The 16,471-nt window shown below is 68.9% G+C and carries 15 protein-coding genes; 6 read left to right on the top strand and 9 right to left on the bottom strand.

Features of this window, described 5'->3' with window-relative positions:
• Window positions 1–565: 565 nt before the first annotated feature.
• The 6 genes from ACIBEA_RS36715 to ACIBEA_RS36690 all read right to left on the bottom strand — a co-directional run bounded on the left by ACIBEA_RS36715 (window position 566) and on the right by ACIBEA_RS36690 (window position 6,366).
• Window positions 566–1,612: a serine hydrolase domain-containing protein gene (locus tag ACIBEA_RS36715; protein ID WP_399267550.1), complete on the bottom strand. Its 1,047-nt coding sequence runs from the start codon at window positions 1,610–1,612 to the stop codon at window positions 566–568.
• Between the two features lie 87 nt (window positions 1,613–1,699).
• Entirely contained in the window at window positions 1,700–2,797 is a 1,098-nt protein-coding gene (locus tag ACIBEA_RS36710) for a glycosyltransferase family 4 protein (protein ID WP_399267549.1), read from the bottom strand.
• Entirely contained in the window at window positions 2,794–3,330 is a 537-nt protein-coding gene (locus ACIBEA_RS36705; RefSeq protein WP_399267548.1) for a dCTP deaminase domain-containing protein, read from the bottom strand. The genes ACIBEA_RS36710 and ACIBEA_RS36705 overlap by 4 nt, the downstream gene beginning before the upstream one ends.
• Window positions 3,327–3,863, bottom strand: coding sequence for a dCTP deaminase (dcd, locus tag ACIBEA_RS36700; protein ID WP_389697142.1), 537 nt, complete (start codon window positions 3,861–3,863; stop codon window positions 3,327–3,329). Before dcd ends, ACIBEA_RS36705 begins: the two co-directional genes overlap by 4 nt.
• Window positions 3,860–5,089 carry a metallophosphoesterase gene (locus ACIBEA_RS36695; protein WP_399267547.1) on the bottom strand — a complete coding sequence of 410 codons (1,230 nt, stop codon included), beginning with the start codon at window positions 5,087–5,089 and terminating at the stop codon, window positions 3,860–3,862. Before ACIBEA_RS36695 ends, dcd begins: the two co-directional genes overlap by 4 nt.
• Window positions 5,086–6,366 (bottom strand): UDP-N-acetylglucosamine 1-carboxyvinyltransferase, encoded by a 1,281-nt coding sequence (locus tag ACIBEA_RS36690; protein WP_399267577.1) that lies wholly within the window; start codon window positions 6,364–6,366, stop codon window positions 5,086–5,088. Before ACIBEA_RS36690 ends, ACIBEA_RS36695 begins: the two co-directional genes overlap by 4 nt.
• A 214-nt stretch (window positions 6,367–6,580) precedes the next feature.
• Here ACIBEA_RS36690 and ACIBEA_RS36685 point away from each other — a divergent pair, with 214 nt between their 5' ends.
• Window positions 6,581–7,858 carry a helix-turn-helix domain-containing protein gene (locus tag ACIBEA_RS36685; RefSeq protein ID WP_399267546.1) on the top strand — a complete coding sequence of 426 codons (1,278 nt, stop codon included), beginning with the start codon at window positions 6,581–6,583 and terminating at the stop codon, window positions 7,856–7,858.
• Complete coding sequence (locus tag ACIBEA_RS36680; RefSeq protein ID WP_399267545.1) at window positions 7,855–8,409, top strand: flavoprotein; 555 nt, start codon at window positions 7,855–7,857, stop codon at window positions 8,407–8,409. The genes ACIBEA_RS36685 and ACIBEA_RS36680 overlap by 4 nt, the downstream gene beginning before the upstream one ends.
• A 48-nt stretch (window positions 8,410–8,457) precedes the next feature.
• Here the strand turns inward: ACIBEA_RS36680 and ACIBEA_RS36675 are convergent, their stop codons facing one another.
• Together ACIBEA_RS36675 and ACIBEA_RS36670 are read right to left on the bottom strand one after the other, a co-directional pair.
• A complete protein-coding gene (locus ACIBEA_RS36675; RefSeq protein WP_399267544.1) occupies window positions 8,458–9,627 on the bottom strand; it encodes a helix-turn-helix domain-containing protein in 1,170 nt (389 codons plus the stop codon).
• Complete coding sequence (locus ACIBEA_RS36670) at window positions 9,614–10,408, bottom strand: hypothetical protein (RefSeq protein WP_399267543.1); 795 nt, start codon at window positions 10,406–10,408, stop codon at window positions 9,614–9,616. Before ACIBEA_RS36670 ends, ACIBEA_RS36675 begins: the two co-directional genes overlap by 14 nt.
• A 249-nt stretch (window positions 10,409–10,657) precedes the next feature.
• Between ACIBEA_RS36670 and ACIBEA_RS36665 the strand changes: the two genes are divergently transcribed.
• The gene (locus tag ACIBEA_RS36665) at window positions 10,658–11,095 is read left to right on the top strand and encodes an NUDIX domain-containing protein (protein ID WP_399267542.1); all 438 of its coding nucleotides are present in this window, start codon (window positions 10,658–10,660) and stop codon (window positions 11,093–11,095) included.
• 64 nt (window positions 11,096–11,159) lie between these two features.
• On the opposite strand, the gene ACIBEA_RS36660 is transcribed toward ACIBEA_RS36665, so the two are convergent.
• Window positions 11,160–11,540 carry a hypothetical protein gene (locus ACIBEA_RS36660; protein WP_399267541.1) on the bottom strand — a complete coding sequence of 127 codons (381 nt, stop codon included), beginning with the start codon at window positions 11,538–11,540 and terminating at the stop codon, window positions 11,160–11,162.
• A 2,374-nt stretch (window positions 11,541–13,914) separates the two neighbouring features.
• Between ACIBEA_RS36660 and ACIBEA_RS36655 the strand changes: the two genes are divergently transcribed.
• The 3 genes from ACIBEA_RS36655 to ACIBEA_RS36645 all read left to right on the top strand — a co-directional run bounded on the left by ACIBEA_RS36655 (window position 13,915) and on the right by ACIBEA_RS36645 (window position 16,471).
• Complete coding sequence (locus tag ACIBEA_RS36655) at window positions 13,915–14,145, top strand: helix-turn-helix transcriptional regulator (protein WP_388832930.1); 231 nt, start codon at window positions 13,915–13,917, stop codon at window positions 14,143–14,145.
• Window positions 14,142–15,668 carry a tyrosine-type recombinase/integrase gene (locus ACIBEA_RS36650; protein WP_399267540.1) on the top strand — a complete coding sequence of 509 codons (1,527 nt, stop codon included), beginning with the start codon at window positions 14,142–14,144 and terminating at the stop codon, window positions 15,666–15,668. Before ACIBEA_RS36655 ends, ACIBEA_RS36650 begins: the two co-directional genes overlap by 4 nt.
• Window positions 15,669–16,024: 356 nt before the next feature.
• A complete protein-coding gene (locus tag ACIBEA_RS36645; RefSeq protein WP_399267539.1) occupies window positions 16,025–16,471 on the top strand; it encodes a GntR family transcriptional regulator in 447 nt (148 codons plus the stop codon).

The raw sequence follows: 16,471 nt of genomic DNA, 5'->3' as shown, positions 1-16,471 counted from the left end.
GGTGTCTCCTCTGTACCGGCCTTCCCTCGTGGGGCCCCAGCCGGCATGGAGAGTCTCGACCTCCTGGGAGTCCGTCACGGCTGTCGATCCGACCAGGGCCTTCGTCAGGAGCACTCCACGTGTTCTTCCCACGAGGGCTGGGAGCCCTTGGTCCTCAGGATCCGTTCCCCTTACGACACGAACAGCGATGTCGGCCACACCAGCTCGTAGTTGCTCAGATCCACGATCACTGCGTCATCACCCAATCGCACGTACGGCGGGGTGGGCTTCGGATCGTGCTGCCTGCCACCCAGCGCCCTGACGTCATGCGAGGTCTCCTATGGCACGCGAGTGGCACGCCGACCCCAAGAGGTCTAGACAACGAAGAAAGGCTCAGGTCACTTACCTGGGCCCTCTCGCAAGCGCGGATGACTCCGACGTCTAGGGGAGTTAGCCCGCGATATGGGACGCCCACTTCGCGGAGCTCTTGGACCTCAGAGACCCCGCTGTACCGGCGCAGGCGGACTCGTGTTTCCACGTTCGATCAGGCGAGGGACCGATGTGGCCGCCTTCGACCCGGCTGCGTCTACTGCGGATCGTTTGTGTCGAAGGCGGTTGCCCGGAAGGCGTTGCGGACAGCCGTGAGGGGCTCGCGGTCGCGGTTGAGGCGGAGCTTGTTGGTCAGAAGGACGGCCCAGCGGGCTTGCGTAGGGCTGATCCACATGCCTGTGCCTGTGAAGCCGTAGTGGACCCAGATGTCGTCGGCGGGGTCGGTGCCGGGGGCGGGGTGCCAGAAGAGGCCGCGGGCGGGGGTGAGGTCGCCGGTGTGGAGGCGGAGGGAGTCCTTGATCCAGGTGGGGCCGAAGGCGGCCTGGGTGGGAGCGAGCATGTGGCGGAGGAAGAGGGCGAGGTCGTCGAGGACGGAGAAGGTGCCGGCGATGCCGCAGACGTCGCCGAGGAGACGGGCGGAGAAGTCGTGGGCGGTGCCCTTGAGGTGGGTGCCGGTGGTGTCGTCGTACTCGGTGGGGGCGCAGCGGGCCGCCTCAGTATCGGGGAGGGGGCCGAAGCTGGTCCCGGTCATGCCCAGTGGGCGCCAGATCCGGTCGGTGGCGAGCTGGTCCAGGGGCTGGCCCGCGAGGTGCTCGGCGAGGTAGCCGAGGATGAGGGCGGCTCGGTCGGTGTACTCGACGGCTTCGCCCGGCGGGCGGTGGAGGGCCTCGTGGAGGACCCCGTCGCGGATGTCTTGGGGGTCGGTGCCGTAGAGGTTCTTCAGGTTGGCGCGCAGCGGCAGGCCGGCGGTGTGGGTGAGCAGGTGATGGGTCGTGGCCTCGGCCAGGGAGTGACCCGCGACTTCGTCCCAGAAGGCGCCCAGGGGTGCGTGGAGCTGGAGTTTCCCCTCTTCCACGAGAGTGCCGATCGTGGACCAGACGGCAAGAATCTTGGTGAGGCTGGCCACGTCGAAGACGGTGTCCAGCCGCATCGGCTCGTCCGGCTGGGTGGGGTCGAGGAGGCCGACGGCTCCGCTGGCCTGGATGCCGGCGGCGTCCCCGACCGCCCACACCGCGCCGGGATAGACCTCGTCGCGCACTCCGGTCTGCAGGAGGGCTTCGATCCGGTCGCTGGTGGGGGTCATGGTCTCCCGATCGTCGTGGGTCGCGGGTGGTCCACTGGCCAGGTTAGTGACGCGGCCAGGGCAGTGCCCGCTGCGCCACAGGCGGGGTCAGGCGAGCCGTCGGCCGAGGTCGGAGATGGCTGCGACGGTGGTGCTGAGAGGGAAGCGGGCGGCGTTGGTGCGGCCGGATGCCCGGAGCATCTCCAGCAGGCCGGGTGTCGTGCGCAGGCGGTGGAGATCGTGGGCTGCGGTGGTGGCGTTGGTGAAGTCGGTTGCCAGGCCGCTGCCGGAGAGGGCTTCGCTGAGTCCGGGGACGGGTTGGTAGAGGACAGGGAGTCCGCAAGCCTGAGCTTCGAGCGCGACGAGCCCCATGGCCTCCAGGGTCGTGGAGGGCACGGCAAGGACGTCGTGGTCAGCGAAGACCTTCCAGAGCTGTTGCCGGCGGAACCAGCCGAGGTAGCGGACGTGGACACCATGCTGGCGGATGACCGGCGTGAGGTCGTGGAACTGGGCGCGCGGGGCGGCGATGCTCAGCTCGACCGAGGGGGTGGCCGAGATGGCTTGCAGGAGGGGTTCGAGCCCCTTCTCGGAGCTGAGGCGCCCGGCGAAGAGCACTCGCAGATGGCTGGCGGGGCGCCGGGCGGGCCGGGGTGGTGGGCTGGTCAGGAGGTGGTCGGGGACGCCCCAGGGGATCTTCTCGATCTTGCGCCTGTCCGTCTTGGGAGTGAGCTTGAGGAGGCGGTCGGCCATGGCACCGGTGGGGACGACGATCGCGTCGGCTTCGGAGGCGGCCTCGCGCAGGATGCGTAGCTGGGTGCTGTGGTTCTCGGCATACAGCAGGTCGGTGCCGTGGACGAATGCGATCCGCGGGTGAGCGGGCAGCGCCCGCAGGAGAGCGGGGGTGGCGCCGAAGGCCAGGTGGTGCAGGTGCAGGATGCCGATCTGACGCGGGTCGATGGCGGTCGTCATGGCGTGGCGCAGGTTCGTGATGTACCGGCTGAAGGCGGGTCCGCTGATGGACTTGCCTGAAGCGTGGAGGAGGTCGAGGCCGGCAGGCGTGCGGGGTCGGGGACCATCGGGAGCGAGCATGAAGGCACGGGCGGGGATGGCGGGTTGTGCGCCGGTGTAGAGGTCGAGGAAGAGTTCGACGCTGCCGCCGGGGCTGGGGTACGGCAGGTCGAGGGCGGTGGCGACGAGGGCGTTCATCGACGGCCTCCGGGGTTCTCCTCGTAGAGGCGTGACGTCTCGATGCCTTCGCTGGTGCGGTACTTGAGGCCGTGTTGCTGGTAGCTGGCGGGGGAGCCATGGGTGCGGAGGAAGACGAGCTTGCCGAAGGTCATGCCGGGCCGGACGCGTACGGGGCGGGTGGCTCGGATCTCCAGGGTCCAGCGGATCGCGTGGCCCTGGTGCCCGAGCGGCGCCGATACGTGGACCCAGATGCCGAGGGATCCGGTGGTCCGGTCGCCGTTGAGGAGCTGGGCGTAGGTCTCGGAGCCTGTGCGCTCCAGGGTGTGGCCGAGGTAGAGGTGGCCGGGCTCCAGGACGTATCCGTCGTCGGGGAGGGCAAGCTCGCGGAAGGCGGTGGGAACGGCGGCGTCGAGGTCCCCCTCGCAGACCCGGAGGGTGCTTCCCAGTCGCCAGTCGTACGCGTTGGGGGAGAGGCGCCTCGGGTCGTACGGGTCGATGGCGAGGTGGCCCGCGGCGTGGGCGGCGGCGATGGCACGTCCGGTCAGGATCACGACGCCGCCTCCGACGCGTCGAGGTCGCGCCAGTAGGCGGAGGACTGGGGACCGGAGGCCGCCTGGTACTTGCCTGCGTACAGGTCCACCGCGCCTTCGGAGACGAAGAACATGATCTGCCCGATCCTCATCCCGGCGTAGATACGGACGGGACGGGTTGGGGTGAGCATCAGCGTCCACTGGCCGTGGAACCCGATGTCCCCGATCGGTGCGGTGATCTCGACGAAGAGGCCGAGGCGGCCCACGGAGGAACGGCCGAACAGCAGCGGGACAAAGCAGTCGGAGCCCACCTCCTCCTGGGTGTGCCCCAGGTAGAGCTCGCCGGGCTGCAGCGTGTACCCGTCGTCACCGATCTGGATGCGGCGCGTGGGATTGGGGCGATGGGAGTCCAGGACCTCCTCCGTGTAGGTGAGAAGGACCGGTCCAAGGCGGACGTTGTAGCTGTTCGGGTTGACCTGGGTGGGCAGGAACGGACTGATGCGCAACCGCCCGTCCTGCGACGCGGACGTGATCTCGGGGCCGGTCAGGATCACTGGTCGTCTCCGTTCGTCAGCATGCTCCGGATCGCCGAGCCGAGGCCGAGGCCGGCGGGGTGGGTGCGGCCGTCGAGGCAGCTGTCGGCCAAGTAGTCGGTGGTCAGCACGCTCGTCAGCCCGGCCGGAAGGGGGTCGGGGGAGGTGACGAGTGGGCCGACCCGTTCGGCGAGGTGCGCGACGAGGGCCTCGGGATCGTGGCGGTGGGCCAGCGCGACGCGGGCCTCGACCAGGGTGTTCGCGAACGGCTCGATGGTCAGCAGGTCACCCGTGGTCAGGACCTCGCCGAGCAGGGTCGTGCGAACGGTGGTCTCGTTCAGAACGACCGCCTCCCTGCCCAGTCCGCTGTGGAGCCGGTCGGCGACGGCCTGGAGGAGGGCCCGGCGGTCGAGCTGGTGATTTCGGTAGGGCTTCGCGATCCGTCCGAGGGGTTCAGCCAGCTGGGCCTCGACCATGGCCATGCGGTCCCGCAAGGAGGCCAGCTCGAGCGGCAGGTCCGGTGCTACGGCCTCGGCGGAGTCTGGGAACAGGGCCGTACGTCCGACCCAGCCGGCGGAACCGGGCGCCGCGATGGCGTAGCCGACGGCGAGTTCGCGGCCCTTGAGGACGACGGTGTTGCCGACGCGGGCAGGGCCCGTGTGCCGGCTGTGGCAGTGGCCCGCGAAGATCACGTCCAGGAAGGGGCAGGCTTCGGCGAGCCTGAGGTCCTCCTCGAAACCGGAGTGACTGAGGAGCACCCAGGAGTCGACCTCGTGGTGGTGCGCGAGCATCAGTTCGCGCAGCGCTTGCACTGGGTCGGTCGCCCGGTGTCCGGACCGCTGGCCGACGGGGATCGATTCGAATGCCTGGAGACCGATCACCCCGGTGACGGCCGTACGCCGACCTGCGACCTCCACGATGCGCAGACGCCGGAAGAGGGCGCTGCCGTTCGCGGCGTCGACCGTGTTCGCGCACACGGTCCGCTGCCGGAGCATCGGCTCGAAGTAGTGCGGCCAGCCATGGTTCCCCGGCGCGATGACGTCGTACAGGCCGAGCAGGATCTCCCTTTCCAGGGCGCCCTGGCCAAGCCGGTAGTAGCCGGTGCCCTCGAAGAAGTCACCGCAGTCGACCAGGAGATTGTCCGCCCGCGACTGGTGAAGGTGGCCGAGCAGCAGGTCGCCCGCGCCGAGGGCGGAGTGGACGTCGGTGGTGGCCATGATCTGGCGCACCGAACGGCTCGCGGTCATGGGGTGACCTCGCAGATGTCGGCGCCGAGGTGGAGGAGCTTGCCGGGCAGGTCGGCGTGGCCTCGGCGGAGCTGGTCGACGCCGCCGAGGGTGGTGATCCCGCGGGCGGTCAGAGCGGCGACCATCAGGGCGGATCCGGTGCGGATGTCCGTGGCCTCGACGCCGGCCCCGGTCAGGCGCTGCGGCCCGGTCAGCCGGCACTCGGTGGGCGAGATCTCCTCGATCGTGGCGCCGAGCCTGGCCAACTGGGGAAGCAGGTTGCCGTGTCGGCCGGGGTTGATCGAGTCGGCGAACAGGTGCGTGCCGGGCTGGCTCAGGGCGAGGGCCATCAGCGGGGGCTCGAAGTCCGCGTCCAGGCCGCCCGGCGACAGGGTGGCGATGGCCCGCAAGGGTTGACCTGTCGGCCGGGCGTTTCCGCCGTCAACGAGGAGGGCCTCGTCTCGGACTGAGGTAGGGATGCCCAGACGCTGGAGCGCGGCCTGCAATGGCAAGAGGTCGCGCCCGCGGATGCCCTCGATCCGAGCGTTGCCCCCGGTGGCGGCCACGGCACAGGCCAGGGTCCCCGCCTCGATCTTGTCGCCCGGTACTCGCCAGGCGGGGATCTCGGCGGGGACCACCGCGGTCGTGAGGTCGAGGACCTGCTCACCGACCCGGGCCTCCCAACCCGCCGAGCCGAGGGCGTCCAGCACAGCGAGGACTTCCGGCGACAGGTTCGGCAGACCCAGGCGCAAGGCCTGGCCGGAGACGACCGCACGGAGCACGGCGGCGATCGTCGCGCCGCGCGACCGGAAGGGCAGTGCGAGGGAGACCACGCCGGTACGCCGTTCACCGGCCTCGACGATGTAACCGGCGTCCTGGACGGTCACGCGGTCGCCGAACGCCTCGTAGACCTTGAAGTGCAGGTCCATCCCGCGCTCCCCGATCCGGCAGCCACCGGGCCAGGGCAGCCGGGCGCTGCCCTGTAGGGCTAGAAGGGCGGGCACCAGGTAGTAGGAAGCCCGGATACCCGCGGCACGGCCCAGATCGGGAGCAGTGGGTGCGGTCTCCGGTGCCATGACCAGCAGGCTGCCCTGCTGCCCGACGGCCTGAGCGACATGCCAGCCGGCTCCCTGGAGCAGTGCCAGCATGGACTGGACGTCGGCGCTGGCCGGGACGTTGTCCAGCTGAACCGTCCGTCGCACGGCCGCCGCTGCGGCCAGCATCGGCAGGGCGGCGTTCTTGGAACCGTCGACGCGGACGGAGCCGGACAGCGGGCTCCCAGGGCGTACGGCGATCACCTCAGGGTTCGATGCAGAGGCTTGGGTGAGTGCCACGATCAACTCCTCCTGGAGGGGTGCGGTTCCACCAGGCAACCGGTTCGTGGACGGGCTCCGCGATGTCCTGTGCGGGCGCTGCATCGCTTATGCAGGTTGTGCATGGCGGGCAAGTTCCCTGCCGCTAGGCTCGGTTGAGCAGGCAGGATCGGTCTCGGCAGAAGGGGCCGTGGCGCAGATGGCCGACACACAGGGCGAGGCACACCGCGTCGGTGAGCTGCTCCGCCAAGCGCGGGTCTTACGGGGCCGCTCACAAGCGGACGTGGCCGCCGATCTGGGCTACCACCAGTCGAAGATCAGCCGCCTGGAGGGCGGGCGCGGAACCGAGGACATCCGAGTCCTCCGAGAAGTCGCCCGCGTCCTGCGGATCCCGCCGGCCCATCTCGGGCTGGCGGAGACCGCCCTGGAAGCCGAGCCCGACGATCCGGAGACCGAGGACATGCTGCGCCGCCGTACCCTGCTTGCCGCCAGTGTCACCATGCTCGCTACCCCCGTACCCGTGGCGGCGGCGCATCCGGCCCTGGTCCAGGCTCTACTTCCCGGCGTGCTGGCGGCTTCGACGACCGAGTCGCCCTCCGCGGAACAGCTTCGGCAACGAGCCATGAACGTGCGGCAGCTTCTGACCACATGCGACTACACGGAGCTGGAGCGAACGCTTCCCGGCCTGATCACGGATCTGCGCCAGGCGGCCCGCAGTTCAGGGCAGCCGGAGGAGGTGTCCCGCTTCCTGGCCACTGCCTACCAGACCTCGGCCAGCCTCTTCCTCAAGCGGGGAGACGCGGGTACGGCGTGGCTCGCCGTCGGCCGGGCCATGGCCGAGGCGGAGCGCTTCGGTGACCCGCTCGTCCTCGCCGCCAGCGTTCGGCTCCAGGCGCACGTCCTGGTGCGTGAGCAGCATGCTCGCCAGGCGGTCACGCTGGTCCAGCACACCGCTTCCCAGCTCACCGGCTCGTACGACCGCCGCTCTCCGCACCATCTCGCCGTCCTCGGCCTGCTCCTGCTTCGCGGAGTCACGGCCGCGAGCCGCGCCGGCGACCGAGCTGCGACCAGCGAGTTCGTCGCCGAAGCGAAAGAGGTCGCGCAGTACATCGCTCTGGACCAGCCGGACGTCTGGGCCAACTTCAGCCCGACCAACGTCACGCTGCACCAGATCAGCGCCGCCGTGTCCTTCGGTGACGCCGGCATCGCCCTCGACGCGGCCCGCCCGCTCATGCGCCGCCACATCCCGGTACCCGAGCGCCGAGCCGCCCTCTGGATCGAGACCGCCCGGGCCTACGCCCAGCAGGGTCGTCTCGCCGACGGCTATCAGGCCCTGCGGATCGCCGAGACCTGCGCCGCCCAGGATGTACGCCGTCCCGCTGTCCGCGAACTGGTCGCCGACATGGCCGCCCGGGACCGCCGTCGTACGCTGCCAGAGCTCCACCACTTCAGCCGCCGACTGGGAGTACCCGCGTGACCGAGCCGCAGCGCAAGCCCTTCCTGTACGTCGTCGTGTGCGCGGCCGGGGTGGCTGACGATGTCGGCAGACTGATCAGCGCCGCACAGGAGCGGGGCTGGGACGTGGGTGTGGTCGCAACACCCCAGGGGCTCGGCTTCCTGGACGCCGCGGCTATCGAGGCTCAGACCGGGTACCCGATCCGCTCGGCGTGGCGCTCACCCGGCGAGGCGCGGCCGTTCCCGCCGGCCGACGCCATCGCCGTCGCGCCGGCCACCTTCAACACGGTCAACAAGTGGGCGGCCGGATTCGCGGACAACCTCGCCCTCGGCATCCTGTGCGAGGCCACCGGCATGGGAGTCCCGACCGTGGTCCTCCCGTACGTGAACAGCGCCCTCGCCGCTCACCGGGCGTACCAGAGAAGCCTGGCCGAGCTCCGCGAGATGGGCGTCCTGGTCAGCAGCTACCAGCCCCACCCTCCCAAGTCCGGCGGAGGCGCCGACCGCTTCCCCTGGCTGGAGGCGGTCGAACTCCTGGCCCCAGCAATCCGCACCGAGGTCGAACGCCCTTGAGATGCCTCGCGGTCGGCGTGGACTGTGTTGGTAGTCGGAGCCTTCGCCTTACTGGACGAGGTGGAGTACGGGCCGTTGTTCCTGGACGCCGAGTAGATCTCGAACCCGCCTGTTGGTCCAAGCCAGTTCATGCGCCAGCTCGGACACCGAGAGATTCGTTTCCTTGGACGCCAGGTCGAAGGCCTGACCGAGCAGCGAAGGCTGCTCACCGGAGAAGTTCGAGACCGACTCTGGCGTGAAGCCGGGCTGGCCGTCGAGCGCGCGCAGGCGCTGGTACGTCCTGCTGGCGGTGGCGTCGGAGATCAGTCCCAGCTCGCGGCATCGGTAGACGAGCGACTGGAGGGATACCCCCCAGACTCCCCTCAGCTCCGTCAGTCGTGCGATATCCATCCGCCTGGGCAACAGGGGCAGGATGCTGGCCTGAGGTGTCAGGAACTCGGCTGCGAACGCGTCGGCCTCTTTCTCCTGGCGGCTGTCGCCGGTGGCATCGCCGTGAAGCACCAGGTGGCCCAGTTCATGCGCGGCAGTGAACCGGTGCCGGTAGATGTCGTCCGCCCGGTTGGCCGTCAGAACGACGAGCGGCCGCGCGGCCCGGGTGGAGAAGGCGTCCACGCTCGCAGCGGAAGGATCACTGGCTGGTGGCATCACCACCACGATGCCGTGCGACTCCATCCGGCGCACCAGGTGTGTGACAGGGCCGTCGCCGAGACCCCAGCGCCTGCGAAGCTCGCGGGCGGCGGACGCGGGATCGGTGGACAGCTCCTCGCCGGGGTGGACTTCCCCGCCGGCGAAGCCGGGCAGATCCACGAGGGGCAACTGGATCCGCTGTTCCAGCGCGTAGGTGAGCTCCCAGACCTGCTCGGCGAAGGCGAGAGCGCGCTCTCGCTGGGACTTCGGCGTACTGCGCAGGCTTCGGAAGTGCGCCATGGAGGCGTCGAGCCGGTTGGCCGGCCTTCCCAACAGGAAGAACGTCACCGGAACTCCGAGGATCTCCGCGAGACGGGGAATCAGGTCAGGCCGTGGCTTGGAGACCCCTGTCTCGTACTGACCCACCGCGGCAGGCGTCACTCCGAGCTGCGCCGCCACGTCCTTCTTCGTCATCTCCGCCAGCCGACGGGCTTGCGTCAGCCGAGTGGGATCGAAGCCGTCGGAGATGGCACGCGGCGTGGCGCCTCGTTCTTCCGTACCGGGAATCAGGTCTTGCTTAGTGAGTCGCATCGTCTTCGCTGGTCTGGTCCTCGACGGGTTCTGCCTCGGTCTGAGCGGGCACGTGCAGGGCCCGGTCCGAGGCGGTTCGAGAGGACAGCGTAAGGGTGGGTTCGGTTCCGTCGGCGAAGCTGGTGTGCGCCGTGATCTGGCCCGGGATGATGATCGGCCGCGACGTGTACGAGGCGACCGCCTGCGGCAGGTGGAGCGCCTCGGGGTCGGTGGTCCACTCCAGCTGCTGGTTCATCCCGAGAGCGGCGATACCCCAGTACGCCTCCAGCAGTTCAGAGGCGTTGCAGGCGAAGGGCACCAGGATCAGCTGGGTGTCCGGCGGGATTGTGGCCAGGGCGCCACGCGGTTCAGCGACCGTGACAGCCGCCCCGAAGTCGAGGTCGAACGGGTCCTGGGTGTGCTTCGGCGTCGGCGCGAAGGTGAAGAGTTCCTTCACCAGCCGCGTCTCGTTGGGGATGCGCGCGCTGCGCACGTCGGACTTGGTCTTGGCGTACCGGAACGGGTAGAGCAGTCCGTTGCCGATGAGCATCAGCTCGTAGGGGAACCCGAAGGGCTGGACCGCACGGGCGCCCGGCAGGTCCTTGAGTTCGTCCTGCAGCCGCTCGTACTGGTTCTCGTACCGGCTGGTGCCGTAGGCGCGAGTGGTGCGAGCTGCGCCTTGTTCCTGTGCGGCTTGTGCGTTGGCCTGCATGTTGCGAAGGCCCTGTCCGACGCCGAGGCGTACAGCTGCGGCCTGATCGCCGAACACGTTGGTCGCCCACTGCGACGGAGGCACACTCATGCGGACGACTCCTAGGGTCGGACTACGCATCGAAGCATTCCAGTGCGGTCTTGACTTTAGTTGATGTCGAAGTTTTTGCACAACTGCTTCTGTGTTCGGCGTGTTCGACCTCAGCGGGCGCATCGCCGGGCGGGCTTTGCCTGGCGTCCCCCCGCGCTGCTGAACGTCGTTCATCACTGGGCAGTCCGTCCACGTCGATGGTGTCGAGCTGCTCCACTGAGGTGTCAACGAGCAAGGAGACAGACCGACATGATCGAACGAGTCCGAGCCGTCCTCGTCACCGCCGACCACACGATGCTGGTCATCCGCCGCACCAGGCCCGGATTCCCCGTGTACTGGGTGCTGCCCGGCGGCGGGGTCGAGGAGGGCGACATGTCCCGGGAGGCCGCTCTCCACCGGGAGATTCATGAGGAGATCGCGGGGAAGGCGGACATCGTCCGCCTCCTGCACACGATGGAGTCCGACGCCGAGCGTCAGCTCTTCTACCTCGCCCGCATCGCGACGTGGTCCTTCGCAGACCGCACCGGCCCCGAGTTCAGTGCCGAGGGACGCGGCGAATACGCCCTGGAGGAGATCCCGCTGACCACGGAGGGGATCGACGGCATCGACCTCAAGCCCGAGGAGATTGCCTACGTCCTGCGGGACGCCATCGATGCCGGCGCACTCGGGTCCGGGGCCGTGATCTAGCGGTACGACATGGGGGCATGCCGACGGGGCCAACGGTGAGTTGCGTTGGCCCCGGTGGTGTTCGTCAGAAGGTGTACGGGGTGAAGCGGCGAGCGGGCTCGGTCACGACGGTAAGAAGCCGATCCAATTCTGCCCTGTCGTCCTTGGCCATGAGCTCTACGGCATTGCCGAGGGTCTTCGTGGTGAGCTGATCCATGAACGGGGCGAGGAACCGCTGCAGGGCTTCTGGGGCCTCTGTCTTCATCCGCAGGTACTCCATGTAGCGAGTGTGCTGTGCCGCGAACTCTTCGAACTCGGCGCGGGTGGTCGAGAAAGCGGTGGCCTGTTCCTCCATGGTGAAGGGGCGGCCGTCTATGTGGGACCAGGTGTTGGTGTCGCGTCGGTACTTCAGGTGCGAGTCGCAGAGGAGGGCGACGATGTGGGGTCGGATTTCGGGTTCGGGCATAGGTGTGCTCCTCGAGGGTGTGTGGAACGGGTGATGTCTTAATGGTCTGGAGAATCCCCGGTTTGGCTGACCGGGGGTCGTCGGCTATCTTTCGCCGCTCGCCTCTGCTCAGAGCCGTCGGACTGGCCCGCTCGCCGCCTTGGACGCAGACTGTGTTGCGGGAGCCGGGAACGGTGCGCGCAGGCTGCCTTGGGCAGGGGTGCCGGGCAAGTGGGCGCTGTGGCGCAGGCGCCAGGCGAGGACGTCGCTAATGGATGCCGCGGTGTCGAGTTCTTGGCGGCGGGTGGCCTCGGCGGTCAGGGAGGCCGGGTCGCGTCCGATCCTCAGGGCGTCGGCGAGAGTGGCAGTCAAGGCGGGCCATCCCGGCTCGGCCAAGACCTGCTGGGAGTGTTCCGAGACTGAACGCCGAAGGGGTGGCGGTGTGCCGGTGGAGCACGGGCTGCGCGGGAGGCGCGGCGCGAGGACGCCCAAAGTGGTGGCTCCGTCCTCACCCTGGCCCAGGTCCGGACCGGCGTGGTCTTGGGCTGGCGCAGGCGCTTCTTCTCATGCGGCTGTCGCGGGTGCTTTCGGGCACGATCGGCGCGGGTACGGCGGCTGTGGCGCTCGGACGGCTTCTCTTCCCGCTGAGGCTTCGATCCGCCCTCGGTCGAAGCCTCGCGGACCTGTGCCACCTGGTGCAGGTCCTCCCCAGCCCTCTCGGGGGCGGGGTCGACGGAAGCTACGCTTCCGTCCCAACTTGCTCCGCCCATGGCTGGGGTTGTGGATGCTTGCTGCTAGCCGGGCAGTTTGACGAGGTTGTTCTGGTCGTGCACGTGGCGTCCTTCTCTTGGCAGGCATCATTGGCTGTGCGGCGCGGTGGATGGTGTCGGGTTTATGCGGCACGACGGGTTCCGTGGGGTCGTGACGGCCTGGGCGCGGTGGGTGCTGGGGTTCCGAGGTGTGCCAGCGATACGGCTGGTGTGGGGTTCTGGCGGCTGCCCCTTCGGAGGCTGGTCCCCGACGTGCTCCCGGCTCCCGACTTGGTCCCCAACGGGTCCCCGGTCCCCGGTCCCCGGTCCCCGGTCCCCGCTCCAGCCGGTCCCCGTCCCCGGTCCCCGTCCCCGGTCCCCAAGCGCGGTCCCCAACGGGTCCCCGGCCCTCGGTCCCGAGCACGGTCCCCAACTCGGGGTGTCTCCTATTCGGTCCCTTTCCCGCATCCCCGGTCCCCGGCCGTCAACGGGAACCGAAGCAGACGAGGCCTGGCTGCTTCGGTGTATGAGGCCGCCCGCCAGCGGTTCCAAGGACATCGCGGTCGATCGGGGACCGGGTTCGCACGTCTCAGGGGACCGGTCCCCGGGCCTGCGGCGGGGACCGAATCGATGGGACCGCCCTGCGGGACCGAGCGTGAACTCTTGGGGGCCGGAAGCGCTGCCGGTCCCTGTGTCCTGGGGAGAGCCCGACGTGCTGGTGTGATCGGCCGCCCGGGACGCGGGCAGCCGCCGCCCTTCCATATGGTCCGGGATCATCCTGGGAGAGGCTGGCCCGTCAACAGCTGTTTTCGGGACGGTGGGCTCGGGGGTTCCGTCAGCTGGGACGGTCCGCGGGAGTCGAGGAGTCTCCGTTTCTCGCGTCGGATGCGGCAGCTGCCCTGTGGTCTGCAACCGGACGATGTCCTGTCACCGCTTGTCGCTCGCGAGGAAACGCGCTTAGTGGCGATCTGGCGCCCGAACGAGGCGCTTCGGCCTCCTCGCTTGCGGAGTGAACCGAAAGGCCGTTAGCTGCCCGACAGGGCCGCCCTAAAGGCGGTAGCGGCTAGTCGGTGTGGTGGATGTCCACAACTGTGGGTCCAAAACCCCGGTCGGCGAAATGACGCAGATTCCGGCCGGGAGCCGAGTTCGTTGCAGATTCGGAGATGGCGAGCGGCGCTGGCGCTTGGCGCCCCGTAAGGAATGATCCAGGATCCAAGATCCTAGATCCAGACGCCTCATCCTCGCGAGGGCTCGTCGAGCCCTCGTCGAATCCCTTCTGACCTGGTCTTTCTTTCTGTCCTGCTGGAAGGAGCGCCAGTGGCGGGCGAATGGCGCCCACCAGCACCGCACTTCGTCGTATGGTAGGGCCGGGAGTTCTGGGAGATCGGGCAATTGGGACGATCGAACCCTCGATGCATCCTCGCGAGCCCTCGGCGAGGGGGTCGCGAATCGCTTCCATCGGCCGTGCGCTGCGCGGTATACCAGGCAATCCCCGGTCAGCCAAACCGGGGATTCTCCGGATCGTTGTGGGAGTTACCTCCGACTGCCTGTGGTGGAGCAGTCGGACTTTCTCTCCCTGCGTGCGCGCCCTCGTGCGCACGCCGAAAGGAACGTCCCCGTTGCACCGATCCCCGATATCCCCTGGCTTGGGGCGCCGAGCCGAGAGCGGCATCCGCACGGCGCCCGCCTCCCGTCGGCCCGGCGACAAGTTGACCGTCGACGAGCTCTGCTCCGAACTGCGCATCGCACGATCGACGTTCTACGACTGGCGCCAGAAGGGCCGCGCGCCGCGCTGCATACGGCTCCCCAATGGAGCCCTGCGCATCCGCCGCGGTGACCTGGAGAACTGGCTCGCCGACTGCGAGGACCACGCGTGACGCAGCGGTCCTTCAAGGTCCGCATCTACGACATGGAGGTCTACAAGGGCAAGCGAGGCGCCACCTACACCGTCCGTTGGTCCGTGGACGGGAAGAGGCGAGGCGAGAGCTACAAGACTCGCGCCCTCGCCGATTCCTTCCGTGCCTCTCTCCTCACTGCCGCGAACAACGGCGAGCCCTTCGATCACGACACCGGACGGCCCGTGTCCCACGCCCCACCGACGGCCGAGGTCAGCTGGTACGAGTTCGCGCTCCAATACGTCGACATGAAGTGGCCCCGCATTTCAGCGAACAACCGCAAGAGCACAGCGAAGGCCCTGACCAAAGTCACCCTTGTGCTCCTGCGTGCCGAGGTGCCGGACCAGTTCGATCCGGTCGAGGTACGGACGGCACTCCGGGAGTACGCCTTCAACAAAGGGCGCCGCGGCCAGGCCCCGCCGGAGGTGCGAACCATCCTGTCCTGGGTTCGGCGGAATTCCCTGCACATGTCCTCCTGGGAGGACGTCCAGCACGTCGACCGCGTCATGCACGCGCTGAGCGCGCGCCTCGACGGCTCGCCGACCGCCGCCACTTCGGTCAACCGAGACCGGCGGATCATGAACGTCGTCATGAAGTACGCGATTCGCCAGAAGATTCTCCAGGTCAACCCGCTGCCCAAGGGGAGGGAGGAGGGCGCTGCGCCCAAGGAGGCGGACGCCGTCGACAAGCGCTCCCTGCTCAACCCCGACCAGGTCGCCCGACTCCTCGTCTGGATCGGTGGGCGTCCCCGCACCGGATACCGGCTCCGCGCCTTCTTCGCCACCCTCTACTACGCGGGCCTGCGCCCGGAGGAGGCCGTCGCCCTGCGCGTCGCCGATGCGACGCTGCCGGAAATGGGCTGGGGCGAACTGCTTGCTCATAGGGCGGAGCCCGAGGTCGGCAGTCAGTGGACGGACGACGGCAAGGTCCACGAGAGCCGTCAGCTGAAGGGCCGGGCCGTTGGCGATACCCGTCCGGTGCCCGCCCACCCGGCGCTCGCCGCGATCCTGCGCGAGCTCGTAGCGCGTGACGATCTCGAGCCCGGCGACCTCCTGTTCCCCGGGGAGAAGGGCGGGCTGCTCGCCGGATCCGTGTTCCGGCGCGTCTGGAGCAAGGCGCGGCAAGCCGTGCTCGACGAACACGAGTACGCCTCGCCCGTCGGCAAGCGCGTGTACGACCTCCGGCACACCTGTCTGACGACCTGGCTGAACAATGGAGTCCCGCCGGCCCAGGTGGCCGCTTGGGCGGGCAACAGCGTCCCCGTCCTGCTCGCTACTTACGCTCGATGCGTGACCGGCCAGCTCGCCGATCTTCAGAAGCGCATCGAGGGACCGCAGGAGCTGCCCGCCGTAGTCTCGCCGCCGGACCGGTCGGGGCGGAACTTCGGGAAGTTTTCGGGAAGAACAGCCGCCGAGAGCCGTCCGGAGCCGGTTTCAGTCGGACTGCCGGCGCTGGCACCAGGGTCCCCGAGCGGGCTTACGTCACCGCAACGGCGCTCACGCTAAAGTGCCTCTGACCTGCGCGAAAGCCCTCCCCGGAGGGAGGGCTTCAGGTGGCGCGAAGAGAGTGCCCCCGGCAGGACTCGAACCTGCGGCCAAGTGCTTAGAAGAGACCGGCACGGTTCCCTCACGAAGTGCCCCTGACCTGCGGCGGAGTCTAACCCCGTGGGGAATCTGCTCGTCACCTCACCGCGTATTCACCGGAGCCGTGGGTTCCGGGACTCCGAGTCACCTGCCCACCGCCGCCCGCACCGTAATTCGGGACCTGTGCGGGGGCTTGGTCAGGGAGTGCCCGTGGGAAGCTGGACGAAGGCAAAGCCCTGCCGGAATCCGCCGGCGGAGTCGCGAACGAGGGAGACCGGGTGCCGCAGGCCAGTCCGCGGGGTACGTACTTGCAGGTCTCTGAGGCTCTGAGACTGCAGATCGAGAAGGGCAAGATCGAGGAGCGGCTGCCCTCCGAGGCCGAACTGATGGCTACCTACGGAGTCGGCCGGTCGACCGTCGGGCGTGCACTCAAGGTGTTGAAGACTGACGGCGTGATCGAGTCTGTACAGGGCGCCGGGTGGTACGTGACCGGCACGGGTGATCGGCGGCCGCTGGTCGAGCGGATCACCGACTTGTTGCGCGTTGACGGCGTGGCGGTGGGCGACGTGTTCCCCTCCGAGGGTGAGCTGTGCGAGGCCTTCGGGGTGTCCCGGACCGCAGTGCGTACGGCCATCGCCCTGCTGGAGGGGCGGGGCCTGATCGAGATGGGGCCGAGCCGACGCCGTCAGGTTCGCGCCCTCCCTACCGGGTCGGGAGGCTCATAG

This window comes from Streptomyces sp. NPDC051555 (assembly GCF_044454405.1).
GTDB lineage: Bacteria > Actinomycetota > Actinomycetes > Streptomycetales > Streptomycetaceae > Streptomyces.
This window is presented reverse-complemented; position numbering and strand designations above follow the sequence as displayed.